Source organism: Microvirga sp. P5_D2 (assembly GCF_054049475.1).
Map to the genome: position 1 here is coordinate 1 of NZ_JBFUMH010000021.1, position 14,447 is coordinate 14,447.

Sequence of the window (14,447 nt, forward strand, 5' to 3'; positions counted from 1 at the left end):
CATCTTCAACGACTTCGAGGAGGTAGTGCGCCAGCGCCCCGCAACAGTCGCCGCCGTGTCGGTTGCCGTCGGCTTCCTGGCCGCGCGGTTCCTCAAGAGCACGGCGGAGGATCTGAGGCAGGATCGTTTGAACCCGCAGGTCTCGCAGGGTGGCCGCAACCGGACTCGACAGGCGCAGCGCTCGGGCAACCGAGCCGGTGCGTGACGGAGAGCGCACATGCAGGGCAACGGTCAACAAACCATTCAGGGCCTCGTCGGTGAGGCCCTGCGCGAATCCACCGATCTCGCCCAGAAGGAGTTCACGCTCTTCCGGACGGAAATCTCGCAGAACATCCGGACACTTTTCATCGGCCTCGCCATGATGGTGGCCGCTGCGGTCTTCGCCATCGCCGCCGTGATGCTGCTGACGGAATCTCTCGTCAAGTGGTTAGCAACCGTTCTCAATTCAGAGGCTCTTGCAGCGCTCATCGTCGGCGGTGTGATGGCGATCATCGCCATCGGTCTCGGCCTCTACGGACGCAATGCCATGTCGGCTTCAACGCTTACACCGCAGAGGACGATGCGTTCGCTCAAGCGCGATGCGGAAGTTCTCTCCGAGAGAGGTGCATGATGACACAGAGCCTTCAGGATCTGGAGCGGGATATCGAGCAGAGCCGCGCTCAGCTCGATCAGACCATCGACCGGCTCCAGAACAAGATGACCGTCTCTGGCGTCGTCGATGACATGCTCGGTACCGCGCGCACCAGTCAATACGGCCCGGTCTTCGACCGCATGCTCGACACGGTTCGTCAGAACCCGGTTCCCGTCATGCTGATCGCGGCCGGTCTCGGTCTCCTGGCATATCGCCTCGGCCGTCCGGTTCGCCAGCGTCCGACGCGGCTGATTCCTGCCGACGAAGACTTCGTCACGGAGCAGGATCTCGCCATGGAGAATGACGACATGCGTCTTTACGGATCGGGTGCCGCACCTCTCCACGATCCCGATGACCTTTACTACCAGCGTCGCAGAATGAACCCCGGAATTTGAAGAACGAACAGGAGCTTTTCATGGCGAACAATACCAAGAACGAAGGCGGCAAACCGCAAGCCGACAAGCAGGCCGACACCGGAACCGGCAAGGTTTCCGCCGGAACGTCGGTCGGCAATATCGGTGAAGCCCCAATGCCGCATGCGCATGACGAGAAGAAGGGTGCGCAAAGCTCGACACTCGCCTCCCATACGTCTCACCCAATGGGCGGCAATCAGGGTGATCGTTCGAAGACGGAGGCCTCCCAACAGCGCAGTTCTCAGGATGAGAAGTCTTCCATGACGGACAAGGCTCAGGGCGTGGCGCAAGACGTGCGCCATCGTGCTGAAGAGGCTTATGAGGGTGCTTCCGATTGGGCGCGCGATACTTACGAGCGTGCATCAGACTGGGCGTCTGACACATATGAAGGCCAGCGTCGCCGCGTGAGCCATATGGGCGGCCGTTCGTCGAAAGCTTTCGGCCAGGCGCGCGGCGGTGTGCAGCATTACGTATCTGAGAACCCGATGGTCGTGGGCCTCGTCGGTCTGGCCGCCGGGCTTCTTCTCGGTGCGCTTCTGCCGCGTACGCGCCGTGAGAACGAAGCGTTCGGCGAATGGGCCGATGAAGTCCGCAACCAAGGTGTTCGCTATGCACGCGATGCCGCCAGCCGCGGGCGCGAATATGTGGAAGAGAGCTTCAGCGGCGATGAGCCACGCTTCAGCCGTCACGAGAGCGAATTCGGCTCGAACCCGCAGGACGCCAACCGGCATTGATGCAGGCTATCCCTGAACGACAAAAGCGCCGGCAGAGATGCCGGCGCTTTCATTTTGCGGGGAAGCGAAGGGGCAATCGCACCCTGCGGAAATGGCAACGGCCACGGCGAGAAATGCGCGTACATCCGGCGTCATTCCTCAGCATCGTGACCGTATCTGATGGGCATGCGCCACCAGTTAAGTATGAGATGGTGCCGATGTTTCAAAATTTCAAGAGGTGCTCCAGGAAATCCCGCCAAGCTGCCTCAAAGCATGTGCTTCGCCGCTCATGCTTAACCATGTAAGCGTTAAAAACCCTGTATTTCAGCGGCAAAGCTGGAACTTGGAACTTTTTGAACCGTTTCCTCAAGGATTGGAATAAAGTTGCGTTTCACCTGTCTTAAATCGGCAGCAGACGTGATTTCGCTAAAATCTTTCAGCGGAGCGATAGTGTGCGTATTTTAATTTTAGAGGACGACCCATTCATCGCACTCGATCTTCAGGCCATCCTCGAAGCGGATGGCCACGAGATCATCGGCGTTTTCGAATCCGTCGATGATGCCTACGAGCATATCGAAGATGGTTTCGACTATGCCTTGCTGGACGTGGACGTCGTCGGCGGCAAGAGCTTCGGGGTGGCGAGCGCGTTGGCCGAACGGCGCATTCCGTTCGCCTTCGTTTCAGCCTCGTCGCCGGGCGATCTACCTCATTCGCTCCGTCAGGCCGCTTTCATTCCAAAGCCGTTCGAGGAGAAGGCTATTCTGGAGTCGCTTGCCGACACGCCTTGACCGACGCCCAACTCTCTTCAAAGTAGATCATTGCCCCTCATGACCACTCCGCGCCTCGGCTTCTGCTGCAAGTACCTTCCCGAAGACGGCGCAGCAGATGTGGCGCGGCAGATGAACACCATGACGGTGACGATGACCTATCTGGGCAGGCAGGATGCCACGGCCGCCTATGACAAGCTGTTGGCCGTTGTCTCGCACAATCTCGAAGCCGTCACGCGCCAGATCATGCATGTGGCGAGCCGCCCGAAGCTGGAGCGCCTGCATCGGATGTCGAGCGACCTTCTGCCCGGGTACACCCATGCCTCCTGCCAACAGCTTTATCGGGATTACGACCTACGCAATCTGATCGAGATTAAGCTCGCCCGGGCTGGGCAGCTTGCGCGCGAGCATGGCGTGCGTCTCAGCATGCATCCGGGCCAATTCTGCGTCATCGCATCGGCCAATCCCAATGCCGCAACAAATGGGATCGCCGAGTTCGAGTACCATGTCGATGTCATGCGTCTCATGGGCTATGGCGATGGCTGGCATCCGCATGGCGCCCATATCAACATCCATGGCGGAGCGAAGGCGCTGGGGGCCGAGGGCATCCGGGGCGGCTTGGCGAACCTCTCCGCGACCGCCCGCAACCTGATCACCATCGAGAACGACGAGGTAAGCTTCGGCCTCGATGATCTGCTGCCCCTGGTGGACGATGTGCCGCTCGTCCTCGACCTGCATCACCACTGGATCAAGTCCGGAGGCGAATACATCGAGCCGGAAGACCCGAGGATCGGCCTCATCAACCAATCCTGGCGTGAGGTTCGGCCCCTGAGCCATGTGAGCGTCTCACGGGAGGAGTTGCTGCCGGCCTGCGATATCCATGCGCTTCCCGATTTTCAGGTCCTTACGGAGGCGGGCATCAGGCCAAGGGACCTTCGAGCCCATTCCGACCTCATGTGGAACGTGGCGGTCAACGATCTCGTCGCCCGGCACCTTGCCTGGTCCGATTTCGAGGTCGAGGCGAAGATGAAGAATATCGCCTCCGAGGGATTGGCGCTCCATGTGGAAAAGGCCCTGGACCGGCAAAGGCTTGCAGTCTAGGCGTAACTTTGTTTCTGAGAAGATGCCTGAAATCCACAAGTGGTCTCTTGGAGGTCTGGAACCAAACCGCTACGGCGGCGTTGTTGGGCATTGTGCAGTAGCTTGAGCAGTCGATGTCCGAGAGCCAGTCCACAGTTCTTTTGGTTGAAGACGAACCCCTCATTCGCCTCTTCATTTCCGAGCTTCTCGAGGAAGCTGGTTTCAAAGTGGTCGAGGCCGCCAACGCCACGGAGGCCATGGTCCTCCTTGAGGCCGGGCTGGGCGTCAACGTACTCCTGACGGATGTGGATATGCCGGGCGGCTGCAATGGTTTCGAGCTTGCCCATAAAGTCCGTAAGTCCTGGCCGGAAGCGGAGATTTTGATCATGTCGGGCCGGCAGTGGCCCGCCCAGGGGGACTTGCCCCTCGGGGCCGCTTTTCTGGCCAAGCCATGCCCGAACGAAGCCATCGTATCCTACGTCTATTCCGCAGCGGAACGGTCGAAGAGGTCTCATCAAACGGCCAAGGCTCACCCTGCTTCCTACGAGACAGGCAAGATCGTCCCCTTTCCGAAAACCGCCTAAATTCCTGAAGTCTATCTTGCTGAAGGCGAGGAGCAGACATAAGCTCTGCCGGAATTGAGCTTCCTTCGGGGGCTGGGGCCTAGAACAGTCTCCGGAATATCCGACCCAGGGAAGGTCAATGAGCTGTCGGAGCCAGGACCTACTGCCGACGACAAGCTTTCCCATCCTACTCCCGGAGGAATACATGCCGACCAAGACCACAGACGGAAAAGCCGGAGCGAAGAAGGCTGCTGCTAAGCCCGCCGCCAAGAAGGAAGCTGGCGCCAAGCCTAATGCTCTTCAGAAGCCCCTGCAGCCGTCCAAGGAGCTGGCAGCCATCGTGGGCTCGAACCCGCTCCCCCGCGGCGAGGTTGTGAGCAAGATGTGGGAATACATCAAGAAGAACAACCTGCAGAACCCCGAGAACAAGCGCGAGATCATCGCCGACGACAAGCTGAAGCCAATCTTCGGCAAGCCGAAGGTGACCATGTTCGAAATGAACAAGCACCTCGCTCAGCACCTGAAGTAGGCGCTCTCTACTCTAAAATCAGGAATCCTGCCGCCATTGTACGAGCGGCAGGATTTCCGGCCTCTGGCCCGGGGCACGCCTCCAAGGGTCTACGGCCCATTCCCTGCCCGTCCGCTTTTCCGCGATGATGGCGGTAAAATGCGGGTAGCGCCCGTCGAAGAAGAAGCCACGCGATTCCGGCTGATCGACCCGGTGATATGTCAGCAGGCCCTGGTCCTGCAGCACCAGCAGCAGGCTCAACGTGTTGGCCGTCTCATCGAGACAATCCATCTGTCCGTGAACATTCGACATCTGCGGTGGTGAACCCGGAATGTCCGGCCGGCCACCGAGGCTTGCCGAGACATAGGCCGTATAGGTGCCGACAACCTGCGCCAGGGCCTGCCTTTCCGCCTCCGGAGAGCCACTCCCCGCCCTCAACAGGGCGCTTGCCCGGTTGATCCAGGCTCCGTCCACAGAAATCGCCTTGCGACGTACGCAGCCATAGCCATGGCAGGCGATGATCTGTGTGCCTGCCGGTGCCACATAACCCCTCTCCTGAAACCAGCTCTGTGGGTTTTGCGCCGCATGGGCGGGAGAAAATGCCATCAGCGGCAGCACGACCGAGATGAGAAGTGGCATCGCTTTCATGTTGGGTTTACCTATGGCTCCGAAGCTGATCCGTATCCCCGGTCATTTAGGTCAGATGATCGCGCTGCCTACCGTTACGGAATGGGATCGCGCGTCGTATCATTCGAGGTATTCATGTCCCGCATCGTCTTCCTGAACGGCTCCTTCCTGCCCATCGAAGAGGCCAAAGTAGATTTCATGGATCGCGGCTTCATGTTCGGTGATGGCATCTATGAGGGCGTGGGCGTCCTCGGCGGGCAGCTCATCGACAACGATGCGCATCTGGAGCGCCTGGAGCGGTCCTTGAGGGAAATCCGGATCGCCAATCCCTATACCCGTGCCGAGTGGACTCATCTCCAGGAGGAACTCGCGCGCCGCAACGGGATGGAAGAGGGCTTCATCTACTTCCAGGTCACGCGCGGCGTGGCTGAGCGGGATTTCACGTTCTCCGAGAACGCGGCCCCCACGGTCGCCATGTTCACCCAGGCGAAGGCCATCGCAGCCTCTCCAGCCGCGCAGACCGGCGTCGCAGTCATCACCGTTCCGGACATGCGCTGGAAGCGCCGCGACATCAAATCCATCAATCTGCTCGCGCAGGTTCTGGCCAAACAGGCGGCCAAGGAAGCCGGTGCCCTGGAGGCCTGGATGGTCGAGGACGGTTACGTGACGGAGGGCGGCTCATCGAGCGCCTTCATCATCACCAAGGCCGGGCGCATCGTGGTGCGGCCTCTCTCCAACGCCATTCTGCCGGGCATCACGCGCCGGTCCCTGCTGGCTCTCTCCGAGGAGCACGGCATCGGACTGGAGGAGCGCCTGTTCACGGTCGAGGAGGCTTATGAGGCCGCCGAGGCCTTCCTGACCAGCGCCTCCAACTTCGTGCTGCCCGTCGTCACCATCGACGGCCGCCCCGTGGCCGACGGCAAGCCCGGCCCGATCACCCGGAAATTGCGCGAGATTTATCTCCAGATGGCGGCCGCGCCGCGCCTTGCGGCCGAGTAATCGAAGCGGAACTGCCTCAAGGATCGCCCGTTGCCTCCCCAAAGGAGCGATCCATGAAGCGAATCCTGGTTCTATCCCTCGCCATGGCGGGCAGCATCACCACCGCCCTGGCGCAAAATCCCGAGGTTCTCCAGCAGCAGGCGCCGAACATGCCTCCGCTGCAGCAGATGCCGGCCGAGAAGGTCGCGCCCAAGGAGCCGTCGGAGACAGGCTCTACCGGCAATACCTTGAGCGACAAGCTTCAAAAGAGCGATGGCGTCATTCGTCCTCCGCAGACGGCCACGCCCGATATGAGGGTGCCCGCGCCTGTGCCTGAGCCGGGCACGACGCCAGTCATTCCCGCGCCCGGCGGCCCGGGCGGCAATCCACTGGTTCAGCCTAAATAAGGTGATCTGATCAGGATGCGGTGGGGGCCGTGCGGTTCTGCTTGCCGCCCTTCTTCCGCCGCTGGTTCCGACTGCTGCCGTCGCCGCGCGGCTCTGCCGACTTGCCGTTGCCCTTCATCACCTGGGCCGCGACCTCGGAGATCTGGCGGCGCAGGTCTTCATTCTGGTTGCCGAAACTCTCCTGAGAGGCGAGACGCTCCTGCGCCTCGTCGCGCTCTGCCTCGATTTCGCGGATCCGCTGCTCCAGAATGAGCCCGCGCTCGTGCTCGGCGGCAATGTTCTTGACCAGTTCGGCAAGACGCTTGCGCTCCTCGGTCAGCTCCAGATGGCGCTCTTTCAGGGCACGCTCGAAGTCGTTTCCGCGCGCCGTCTGGGTCATCAGCCGGGTTTCGAGATCCGAGATTGCGATGCGCTTGGCATCGAGTTCGCTCAACGCACCTGTCAGGCGCTGATCCGTATCGGCATATTGCGTTTCGAGACGCGTGAGCTTTTCCACCGCGTGGATGAGGTCGGTCTTCGTCCTGGTGCGGTCCCCGTGCGTCAGGTCCAGCTCCATGCGCGTCTTGGACAGCTCGTCCAGGGTTGCGCGATGGGCGTTCTCGAGCGCGGACAGCGTTTCGCGTGTGCCGTTCAGGAAGGTCCTGGTCTGCGCGAGGTCTTGGTCCGTCACGCCGAGGATGTCCTGAGTGGAGGCGAGCTTGCTTTCCAGCTCCGTAATGATTTTGTCGCGCTCGGTAAGGGCGCCTTCGAGGGCTTCGATGCGCACGGCCCGGCGGCCGAGTTCTTCCATGCTCTGGTGCTTGGCGGCCATGGCTTCTTCCGCCTTGCGCTCAATCCGCCGCTGCAGCACCGCGAATTCGGCGCGCAGGTGGTCCTTCTCCGCCGTCAGTTCGGAGATCGACATGGGAAACAGCGCCTCGGCCCTGCGGCGCGCGAGGCGCTCGGCACGGGCATTGATGGCGGGAATGATGAGAAGGGCGATAAGGGATGCTGCCACAAACCCCAGCGCGAAAATCATGATGGTTTCGACCACGCGGACGCCAACTCCAAGATGCCTGACCGGTAACGCTCAAGCACCTTGCCTTGTGCCCGCGCAGCTTTCCAGAGCGATCATGCCCCGGCTTGCCGGTTGTAGAGCATTTCGAAGAGGTTTCTACCGGCGCGGGATAAATCCGCGCCGGATTGGTGTCTTAGAAGGGATTCCATGTCGGCTCTGGGGTGAATTTCAGGTAGCCCATGTTCACGCCGAGCCTCGCGCCGACGCCCGCCCTGATCGGCACCACGACCATCTCGTCGGCCGCAGCCGCCGTCACGCCGAAGCCCCCGATGAAATAGGCCGAGCCGTCGATGCCCACGAAGCGCTTATAGAGGGCTTCCGTGAAGGGCATGTTGTAGACCAGCATCATGGTCCGGGCGCCTTCGCCACCGAAATCGAATCCAATGGACGGACCCTGCCAGAAGACGCGGCGCTCCCCGGCATTGCGGGTGAACAGCTTGCCCTCGCCGTAGCGAAGACCGCCGATGATGGCGCCGGAGGCTTCCTGTCCGAGGATATAACCATTGGGTTCGCCCCAACGGCTGATGGCCTCCTGAAGCGCCAGCGCCAGGCCGCGGGAGGCCGAGCCGAAGAACTGATGGCCGGAATCCACCAATTCGTCGGAACGGAAGGAATCGGGCCGGCCGGGATTGCTTGCATAGGCTTGCTGAACCCTCTGGGCCGAGGCCTGCATGGGCAGGGCGCTGAAAGCAGCAAAAGCTGCGGCAGCCAGCAACGGAATTCGGGAGCGCATGGGCTATCTCCTCGTCTTGAGACAGGGGACGATCCGGCCGCACACAGCCGGACGGCTTCTATCGAGCCCCAAATTTACGGGCATCAACCCTAACAATCTCTGTACGAGTCGTTCATTATTGCCGCAGGGGAAGGTTCGCTTTGTATAACCTGATCCCTGATGTGAAACTTATACAGGGGCAAGGGGCTGGATCGGCCCACTTTCTGTCGGCGTCACAGGAGCTGTAGCTTGCGGCGCCTTTTCCCGAAGTGACTTTACTTCCGAGACAATTTCCTTGTGGAACGTGCTGTATCCAGGATCATGAAGCTCAAGGTTTAGGATGACCCAACCGAAAACAACAACGTTCAGCAGAATACCTGCGCTCGCTTTGGCTACAACAGCAGTCCAAAGCGAGCCTAGATATGCCGCTTCTGCCATTGAATAGGAACCTCGATTAGAGCCGGAGTATCCACTCGTCGTCAGGATCTCCATAATGAGATAAAACAATCCTCCCAAGTTTACGGGAATAAGCAGAACTACCAGTAACGCCCCAAACCCATTTACTCTGACTTTCATATAATCCTCCCAATTCGCCACCTAGGGAATGTGAGGATGTTGCAAGTGTCAATTAGAAATTGTTAAGCCGCTGCGACCGGCAGGTCGAGCTGCGGCGCCAGGGCGGGATCGCCCATCGCGGCGAAGGGGCCATTCAGATAGCCTCGATCCTCATGGCCGTAGGTGAGGGGGGTGCTGCCCGGGCCGACCACGCTGCCACCGGCGCAGCAGAGGATATGGTCGCCCGCCGCCGTGTCCCATTCCATGGTTGCGCCGCAGCGCACATAAACATCCGCCTCGCCCGAGGCGATCAGGCAGAATTTCAGGGCTGAAGAAGTCATGCGCCGCGTGCCGATGGAAAGCACGGAGAGACAGGCTTCCGTTGCGACATCGCCGTGGCGGCGGCTCACCAGGGCAACGAGGCCGTCCTTGGGCGCCTGGCGAATCTTCGCCTCCCGCCAGTCGAAGCCGCTCGCCAGATCGGCGGGGAGGGGGCTTGTCCAGGCGGTCGTTCCGGCCATCCAGATCGAGCCCATGGCGGGCGCGGAGACAACGGCCGCAATCGGCCGGTTGCCCCGGACCAGAGCGATGTTGACGCTGTACTCGCCGGTGCCGTTCAGGAAATCGCCGGTGCCATCCAGCGGGTCCACCAGGAAAAAGTATTCGCCGGTGGTTGCGGTGCTCGCGGTTTCCTCAGCGACGATGGGAATGCCGGGCCAAGCTTCGTGAAGGCGCTGGATGATGAGCTCCTCGGCCGCCAGATCGGCCGCCGTGGTGGGGCTTCCATCATCCTTGATCCGCTTGTCGATGAGGGCATTTTCCAGCCCCAGCAACAGGTTGCCGGCCTCCCAGGCGATATGGGCCAGCCGCTGGGCGATTTCGTCGGGGTTGGAGTCATCGAGACGCATCATCGATTTGTGCCTGCTCTGCTAAGATCTGTCGATCTCTTTTGACTGCTTTCCAAAGAACTCGTTGCCGGGTATCCGGTTCACRTTCTCTTTCCTGTTTGGCGCTATTCATGACGGCGAAATCCAGCATTTCATGAATCCAACGCTGAACTTACGGTGCTTCCGGAGCCCTCATGGCCACCATTTCCCTTGATTCGCTCGATCTTGCCGCTCTTCTCTGCTCGCGCGTCTGCCACGACGTGATTTCGCCGGTCGGCGCGATCGTGAACGGCTTGGAGGTTCTGGAGGACGACAGCGACACCTCCATGCGCGAATTCGCCCTCGACCTGATCCAGAAAAGCGCCCGCCAGGCCTCCGCCCGCCTGCAATTCGCCCGCCTCGCCTTCGGGGCCGCCGGATCGGCGGGAGCCTCCATCGACTTGGGCGATGCCGAGCAGGTGGCGCGCGGCATGTTCCTCGACGACAAGATCACCTTCTCCTGGTCCTCGCCCCGCCTGCTGTTCCCGAAAAATCGGGTCAAGCTTCTCCTCAACCTGATCATGATCGCGATCACCGCCATCCCGCGCGGCGGCTCGATCGCGGTGACGGTGACGGGCGACGCGGAGAGTTGCCAGTTTGAGATCCGCTCCAAGGGCCTGAACGCCCGCATCCCCGCCCATTCGCAGGAGCTGCTCGCAGGCCATTCCGAAAACGGCACTGTCGATGCGCACGGCATCCAGATCTTCTACGCCGGCATGGTGGCGCGCGCCTCCAACATGAACACCACCTTCAGCATCGACGGCGACGAGGTGACGATCAGGTCGGTGACGGCCTGACTTCAACATGAATGTCATCCCGGACGGAGCACAGCGACGATCCGGGATCGCCTACTATGTGAAGCGCTAGAAACTCAACGCTATCATCCCCACGCGAATGAAAGCGGAGACTCAAGCGCATTCTCACACTCGCATTTCGCAAAACAAAAAGCCCGGCAACATGCCGGGCTTTTTTATTCTCGTATTCGCTTCGCTTAAACCGCGACGCGCTCTTCGGACTCGTTCGGCTCGCGCAGCACGTAGCCGCGGCCCCAGACGGTCTCGATGTAGTTCTTGCCTTGCGAGGCATTGGCGAGCTTCTTGCGCAGCTTGCAGATGAACACGTCGATGATCTTCAGCTCCGGCTCGTCCATTCCGCCGTAGAGATGATTGAGGAACATCTYCTTCGTCAGCGTCGTGCCCTTGCGCAGCGAGAGCAGCTCGAGCATCTGGTATTCCTTGCCGGTCAGGTGCACGCGCGCGCCGCCGACTTCGACCGTCTTGGTGTCGAGATTGACGACGAGGTCGCCGGTGGTGATCACCGATTGCRCATGGCCCTTCGAGCGGCGCACGATCGCATGAATGCGAGCGACCATCTCGTCTTTGTGGAAAGGCTTCGTCAGGTAATCGTCGGCACCGAAGCCGAGACCCTTCACCTTGTCCTCGATGCCGGCCATGCCGGAGAGAATCAGGATCGGCGTCTTCACCTTCGCGACGCGCAATGTGCGCAGAACCTCGTAGCCGGACATGTCGGGCAGGTTCAGATCGAGAAGGATGATGTCGTAATCGTAGAGCTTGCCGAGGTCGATGCCCTCTTCGCCGAGATCCGTCGTATACATGTTGAAGTTCTCGGACTTCAGCATCAGCTCTATGCTTTGCGCAGTTGCGCTGTCGTCTTCGATCAGAAGTACGCGCATGTTCAATCCCCAGCCCATGCCCTTGAGCTTTCGAGTAGCCTTTCGCCACCCATCCGCCGCCGGGCTTGCGACGGATGCCCTTTTGAACTGATTCGTAACGCTAGTTTGGAATGGTTAACAAACCCTGATTCATGCATGCAAGCGCTTAACGACTTGGGCGTGCCAATCTGTCGTTCAAAGCTGTCCCGCTGTGCTCTCAAGATGACCATGCGTAACCGCGTCGCTCCACGTGAAACCCTTGCAAACGAAAGGTTTTGTCTGCACTTGGCTGAGACTCTTGGAGAGCCGCAACCGTGACGGCGAACAGTGTTAACGAAATCGGTAAACGAAAGGTTTACGGGCACTTCAGGGGAGGGGGTGAGAGCCTCTCATTGGAGCTATGGATCTGTGCCGTCAGCGCTTTTCCTTCGCGTCGGTAAGGAAAGGTCAACTTCCATGCGAGATGATGTCTCATACCGGGCGGATAACTGAGCGATCCGCGAGGTACCTGAAACAGCGACGTGTGGAGTTGAATCAAAATGAAGTCGCGGGATACGCTCATCCGCMTCAAGCGCTTTCAAGTCGATGAAAAACGTCGGCGCGTGGCGCAGATCGAGATGATGATGGCCGAGTTCGACCGCATGGCGGCTGACCTCGACCGGGAAATCGCAGCGGAAGAGCACAAGGCCGGGATCTCCGATCCGAACCATTTCGCCTATCCGACCTATGCTCGCGCCGCAGCCCAGCGGCGGGACAACCTTCGCATGTCGGCTCAGAACCTGAACACCCAGCTCGACGACGCCAAGGCCGAACTCGGCGTGGCGTTCGAGGAGCTGAAGAAAGCCGAGAGCCTGGAAGACCGGGAGCGCTCCAGCGAGCGCAACATCGATCCGGCCATCAGCCAGCCCTCCCAGGCCCGTATGCTTCGCGCCACGGCCTGAGATCCTCTCCTGTAGCCTTTCAAAAGGACGCGCCGCAGCCCGGCGCGTCCTTTTCTTTTTCAGCCCTCGGACAGGACTGGAACGTGATCGGCGGAATCGCGCGGCAGGAAGCCTGCAAGGCGCGGATCGTCCGCAACCTCGATGGCGCGCTTGTAGGGCGTGAAACCGGCCCGTCTGTAGAATGCCAAAGCGCCCGGATGATCGAGGGTGCAGGTATGCACGAAGAACCGGCGGATCGGCTTGGAGAAGGCCCGGCGGATCGCCTCCTCGATGAGGAACCGGCCGGCGCCCTGGCCGATGATTCCGGGCACGAGACCGAGGAAGGCAAGCTCGGCTTCTCCTTCCGGCCGGAAGTCCAGCTCCAGCAGGCCGATATCGTCGTTGCCATCATGCAGGGCGAAAGCCTCGACCCTCGGATCGCCGATGATCGCGGCAAGCTCCGCCTCGGGCATGACTGTCCGGCTGAACCAGAGCCACGGTTCGCCGATGCGGCGATATAGAGTTCTGTAACGATCGACGTCGGCCCCGATGGATTGCATCGTCCATCCGGCCGGTGCCGATACGTTCGACAGGCGAGGGGGCTCGTGCATTTCCAGATAGGTGACGATGGCAGCGACCTTGCCCGGCGGCAGATCCGTGTAGCCGTCGAGGTTCAGAAAAGTCTGGTGGTCCGCCATGGATCGCCGTCTCCTGATTGGGATCAGACTGCCGCTGTCTCACGCACGGGATCGAAGGGCAACCGCTCCAAGGCTTGCCTCATGCGGAATTGAGCCGAAATCTTGCTGTCCAGACCATATGTCCAGCCGCTTCGGCCGCCCACCCTCTTGCAGATTAAGGGGATTATGGGCACAGAAGAGGGAACGAGGGAGCGCTGCCGTCTCGATGAAGAATGTGCGTGAGTTCATCTGGCCCGTGATCGGGCTTGCGGCTGTCGTCATTTCCTGTTGGCTTCTCTATCGCGAGCTGCGCGGCATGTCCCTCGACGATGTCTGGGGCAGCCTGACAGCCGTACCGGCCCATCGCTATGCGCTCGCCGGCCTCTCCACTCTCGTCGCCTATGCCGCTCTTGCCTGGTACGACCGGATCGCGCTGCTCCATCTCGGCGTGCGTCACATTTCGTGGCTGTTCGTTTCCGTCACGTCTTTCACCACCTATGCCCTGTCGCACAATATCGGTGCCTCGGTCTTCTCCGGCGCCGTCGTGCGCTACCGGGCCTATACGTCCAAGGGCCTGAGCGCCGCCCAGATCGCGGTGCTCGTCGCCTTGTGCTCCTTCACCTTCGGGCTCGGCACCATCCTGCTCGGCGGCGTGGTGCTGACTGTCAGCCCGACCCTGCTGCATCGGCTCGAGGATCTGCTGCCCTCGGCGCTTACCAATCCTGCGACCGCCCGCATTATCGGCATTCTGCTGCTTGCTTTCGTCACGCTGTATGTGGTCGGCTCCATCCTGCATTTGCCGCCGCTCTCGATCCGCAAGATCAAGCTGGAATATCCGCGGCCGGCCATCATGGTTCGGCAACTGATCGCCGCTCCGCTGGAGCTGCTGGGTGCCGCCGGCATCATCTATTTCGTGCTGCCGGCTCATCTGGAGCCGAGCTTCATCATCGTGCTGGCTGTGTTCCTGGCCTCGTTCTCGGCCGCTCTCGTCAGCCACGCGCCCGGTGGACTGGGCGTCTTCGAGCTCGTCTTCCTGACGGCGATGCCGGACATCCCAAAAGCGGATGTGTTGGCGGCCCTCATCATTTTCCGTCTGTTCTACCTGTTGATCCCCTTCGCCATGTCTCTCGTCGTCGTGCTCATGTTCGAGAGGGCGCGTCTGGCCCAGGCTTGGCGCGGTCGGACCCCAGTCGATACGAGCTCCGTGCCGCCGCCACCGCTGCATACCTCCGATCAATGAC

At 60.7% G+C, this 14,447-nt stretch carries 19 protein-coding genes and 1 pseudogene; 13 read left to right on the top strand and 7 right to left on the bottom strand.

The window, feature by feature from the left end:
* The 8 genes and pseudogenes from ACXJKO_RS08845 to ACXJKO_RS08880 form a co-directional block, all read left to right on the top strand.
* Positions 1-205, top strand: a pseudogene (locus ACXJKO_RS08845) (hypothetical protein); the annotation flags it as partial.
* Between the two features lie 12 nt (positions 206-217).
* Positions 218-610: a phage holin family protein gene (locus tag ACXJKO_RS08850; protein ID WP_457090719.1), complete on the top strand. Its 393-nt coding sequence runs from the start codon at positions 218-220 to the stop codon at positions 608-610.
* Entirely contained in the window at positions 607-1,026 is a 420-nt protein-coding gene (locus ACXJKO_RS08855; protein WP_457090720.1) for a DUF3618 domain-containing protein, read from the top strand. Before ACXJKO_RS08850 ends, ACXJKO_RS08855 begins: the two co-directional genes overlap by 4 nt.
* Before the next feature lie 20 nt (positions 1,027-1,046).
* Entirely contained in the window at positions 1,047-1,778 is a 732-nt protein-coding gene (locus tag ACXJKO_RS08860; RefSeq protein WP_457090721.1) for a hypothetical protein, read from the top strand.
* Between the two features lie 431 nt (positions 1,779-2,209).
* Positions 2,210-2,545 carry a response regulator gene (locus ACXJKO_RS08865; RefSeq protein ID WP_457090722.1) on the top strand — a complete coding sequence of 112 codons (336 nt, stop codon included), beginning with the start codon at positions 2,210-2,212 and terminating at the stop codon, positions 2,543-2,545.
* A gap of 39 nt (positions 2,546-2,584) precedes the next feature.
* Positions 2,585-3,625, top strand: a complete 1,041-nt coding sequence (locus ACXJKO_RS08870; protein WP_457090723.1) for a UV damage endonuclease UvsE — start codon at positions 2,585-2,587, stop codon at positions 3,623-3,625.
* Between the two features lie 113 nt (positions 3,626-3,738).
* Entirely contained in the window at positions 3,739-4,188 is a 450-nt protein-coding gene (locus ACXJKO_RS08875) for a response regulator (protein WP_457090724.1), read from the top strand.
* A gap of 184 nt (positions 4,189-4,372) precedes the next feature.
* Positions 4,373-4,696, top strand: coding sequence for an SWIB/MDM2 domain-containing protein (locus tag ACXJKO_RS08880; protein ID WP_457090725.1), 324 nt, complete (start codon positions 4,373-4,375; stop codon positions 4,694-4,696).
* Positions 4,697-4,714: 18 nt separating this feature from the next.
* Here the strand turns inward: ACXJKO_RS08880 and ACXJKO_RS08885 are convergent, their stop codons facing one another.
* Entirely contained in the window at positions 4,715-5,323 is a 609-nt protein-coding gene (locus ACXJKO_RS08885) for a hypothetical protein (protein ID WP_457090726.1), read from the bottom strand.
* A gap of 114 nt (positions 5,324-5,437) precedes the next feature.
* On the opposite strand from ACXJKO_RS08885, the gene ACXJKO_RS08890 reads away from it, so the two are divergent.
* Positions 5,438-6,301 (top strand): D-amino-acid transaminase, encoded by an 864-nt coding sequence (locus ACXJKO_RS08890; RefSeq protein WP_457090727.1) that lies wholly within the window; start codon positions 5,438-5,440, stop codon positions 6,299-6,301.
* A 53-nt stretch (positions 6,302-6,354) separates the two neighbouring features.
* Positions 6,355-6,687, top strand: a complete 333-nt coding sequence (locus tag ACXJKO_RS08895) for a hypothetical protein (protein WP_457090728.1) — start codon at positions 6,355-6,357, stop codon at positions 6,685-6,687.
* A 10-nt stretch (positions 6,688-6,697) separates the two neighbouring features.
* On the opposite strand, the gene ACXJKO_RS08900 is transcribed toward ACXJKO_RS08895, so the two are convergent.
* From ACXJKO_RS08900 to ACXJKO_RS08915, 4 genes are all read right to left on the bottom strand, one after another.
* Positions 6,698-7,720, bottom strand: a complete 1,023-nt coding sequence (locus tag ACXJKO_RS08900; RefSeq protein ID WP_457090729.1) for a hypothetical protein — start codon at positions 7,718-7,720, stop codon at positions 6,698-6,700.
* Between the two features lie 157 nt (positions 7,721-7,877).
* The gene (locus tag ACXJKO_RS08905; RefSeq protein ID WP_457090757.1) at positions 7,878-8,417 is read right to left on the bottom strand and encodes a DUF1134 domain-containing protein; all 540 of its coding nucleotides are present in this window, start codon (positions 8,415-8,417) and stop codon (positions 7,878-7,880) included.
* A gap of 228 nt (positions 8,418-8,645) precedes the next feature.
* Positions 8,646-9,032: a hypothetical protein gene (locus ACXJKO_RS08910; protein WP_457090730.1), complete on the bottom strand. Its 387-nt coding sequence runs from the start codon at positions 9,030-9,032 to the stop codon at positions 8,646-8,648.
* A gap of 62 nt (positions 9,033-9,094) precedes the next feature.
* Positions 9,095-9,922, bottom strand: coding sequence for a 3'(2'),5'-bisphosphate nucleotidase CysQ family protein (locus tag ACXJKO_RS08915; protein ID WP_457090731.1), 828 nt, complete (start codon positions 9,920-9,922; stop codon positions 9,095-9,097).
* Between the two features lie 170 nt (positions 9,923-10,092).
* Here ACXJKO_RS08915 and chpT point away from each other — a divergent pair, with 170 nt between their 5' ends.
* Positions 10,093-10,734 (top strand): histidine phosphotransferase ChpT, encoded by a 642-nt coding sequence (gene chpT / locus ACXJKO_RS08920; RefSeq protein ID WP_457090732.1) that lies wholly within the window; start codon positions 10,093-10,095, stop codon positions 10,732-10,734.
* A gap of 194 nt (positions 10,735-10,928) precedes the next feature.
* Here chpT and ctrA read toward each other — a convergent pair whose 3' ends face one another.
* Positions 10,929-11,630 carry a response regulator transcription factor CtrA gene (gene ctrA, locus ACXJKO_RS08925; RefSeq protein WP_457090733.1) on the bottom strand — a complete coding sequence of 234 codons (702 nt, stop codon included), beginning with the start codon at positions 11,628-11,630 and terminating at the stop codon, positions 10,929-10,931.
* A 518-nt stretch (positions 11,631-12,148) separates the two neighbouring features.
* Here ctrA and fliJ point away from each other — a divergent pair.
* Positions 12,149-12,550: a flagellar export protein FliJ gene (fliJ, locus tag ACXJKO_RS08930; protein WP_457090734.1), complete on the top strand. Its 402-nt coding sequence runs from the start codon at positions 12,149-12,151 to the stop codon at positions 12,548-12,550.
* Between the two features lie 59 nt (positions 12,551-12,609).
* On the opposite strand, the gene ACXJKO_RS08935 is transcribed toward fliJ, so the two are convergent.
* On the bottom strand, positions 12,610-13,227 hold the full coding sequence (locus tag ACXJKO_RS08935; protein ID WP_457090735.1) for a GNAT family N-acetyltransferase: 618 nt from the start codon (positions 13,225-13,227) through the stop codon (positions 12,610-12,612).
* Positions 13,228-13,432: 205 nt separating this feature from the next.
* Here ACXJKO_RS08935 and ACXJKO_RS08940 point away from each other — a divergent pair, with 205 nt between their 5' ends.
* Positions 13,433-14,446: a UPF0104 family protein gene (locus ACXJKO_RS08940; RefSeq protein WP_457090736.1), complete on the top strand. Its 1,014-nt coding sequence runs from the start codon at positions 13,433-13,435 to the stop codon at positions 14,444-14,446.
* Position 14,447 lies beyond the last annotated feature (1 nt).

What these genes read in the sequence shown, in the direction of transcription:
- ACXJKO_RS08875 (WP_457090724.1), top strand. Translation starts at nt 3,739, where the DNA reads ATGTCCGAGAGCCAGTCCACAGTTCTTTTGGTTGAAGACGAACCCCTC.
- ACXJKO_RS08905 (WP_457090757.1), bottom strand. Translation starts at nt 8,417, where the DNA reads ATGCAGGCCTCGGCCCAGAGGGTTCAGCAAGCCTATGCAAGCAATCCC.
- ACXJKO_RS08870 (WP_457090723.1), top strand. Translation starts at nt 2,585, where the DNA reads ATGACCACTCCGCGCCTCGGCTTCTGCTGCAAGTACCTTCCCGAAGAC.
- ACXJKO_RS08860 (WP_457090721.1), top strand. Translation starts at nt 1,047, where the DNA reads ATGGCGAACAATACCAAGAACGAAGGCGGCAAACCGCAAGCCGACAAG.
- ACXJKO_RS08890 (WP_457090727.1), top strand. Translation starts at nt 5,438, where the DNA reads ATGTCCCGCATCGTCTTCCTGAACGGCTCCTTCCTGCCCATCGAAGAG.
- ACXJKO_RS08880 (WP_457090725.1), top strand. Translation starts at nt 4,373, where the DNA reads ATGCCGACCAAGACCACAGACGGAAAAGCCGGAGCGAAGAAGGCTGCT.
- ACXJKO_RS08935 (WP_457090735.1), bottom strand. Translation starts at nt 13,227, where the DNA reads ATGGCGGACCACCAGACTTTTCTGAACCTCGACGGCTACACGGATCTG.
- ACXJKO_RS08850 (WP_457090719.1), top strand. Translation starts at nt 218, where the DNA reads ATGCAGGGCAACGGTCAACAAACCATTCAGGGCCTCGTCGGTGAGGCC.
- chpT (WP_457090732.1), top strand. Translation starts at nt 10,093, where the DNA reads ATGGCCACCATTTCCCTTGATTCGCTCGATCTTGCCGCTCTTCTCTGC.
- ACXJKO_RS08855 (WP_457090720.1), top strand. Translation starts at nt 607, where the DNA reads ATGATGACACAGAGCCTTCAGGATCTGGAGCGGGATATCGAGCAGAGC.
- ACXJKO_RS08910 (WP_457090730.1), bottom strand. Translation starts at nt 9,032, where the DNA reads ATGAAAGTCAGAGTAAATGGGTTTGGGGCGTTACTGGTAGTTCTGCTT.
- ACXJKO_RS08915 (WP_457090731.1), bottom strand. Translation starts at nt 9,922, where the DNA reads ATGATGCGTCTCGATGACTCCAACCCCGACGAAATCGCCCAGCGGCTG.
- ACXJKO_RS08885 (WP_457090726.1), bottom strand. Translation starts at nt 5,323, where the DNA reads ATGAAAGCGATGCCACTTCTCATCTCGGTCGTGCTGCCGCTGATGGCA.
- ACXJKO_RS08895 (WP_457090728.1), top strand. Translation starts at nt 6,355, where the DNA reads ATGAAGCGAATCCTGGTTCTATCCCTCGCCATGGCGGGCAGCATCACC.
- ACXJKO_RS08940 (WP_457090736.1), top strand. Translation starts at nt 13,433, where the DNA reads ATGAAGAATGTGCGTGAGTTCATCTGGCCCGTGATCGGGCTTGCGGCT.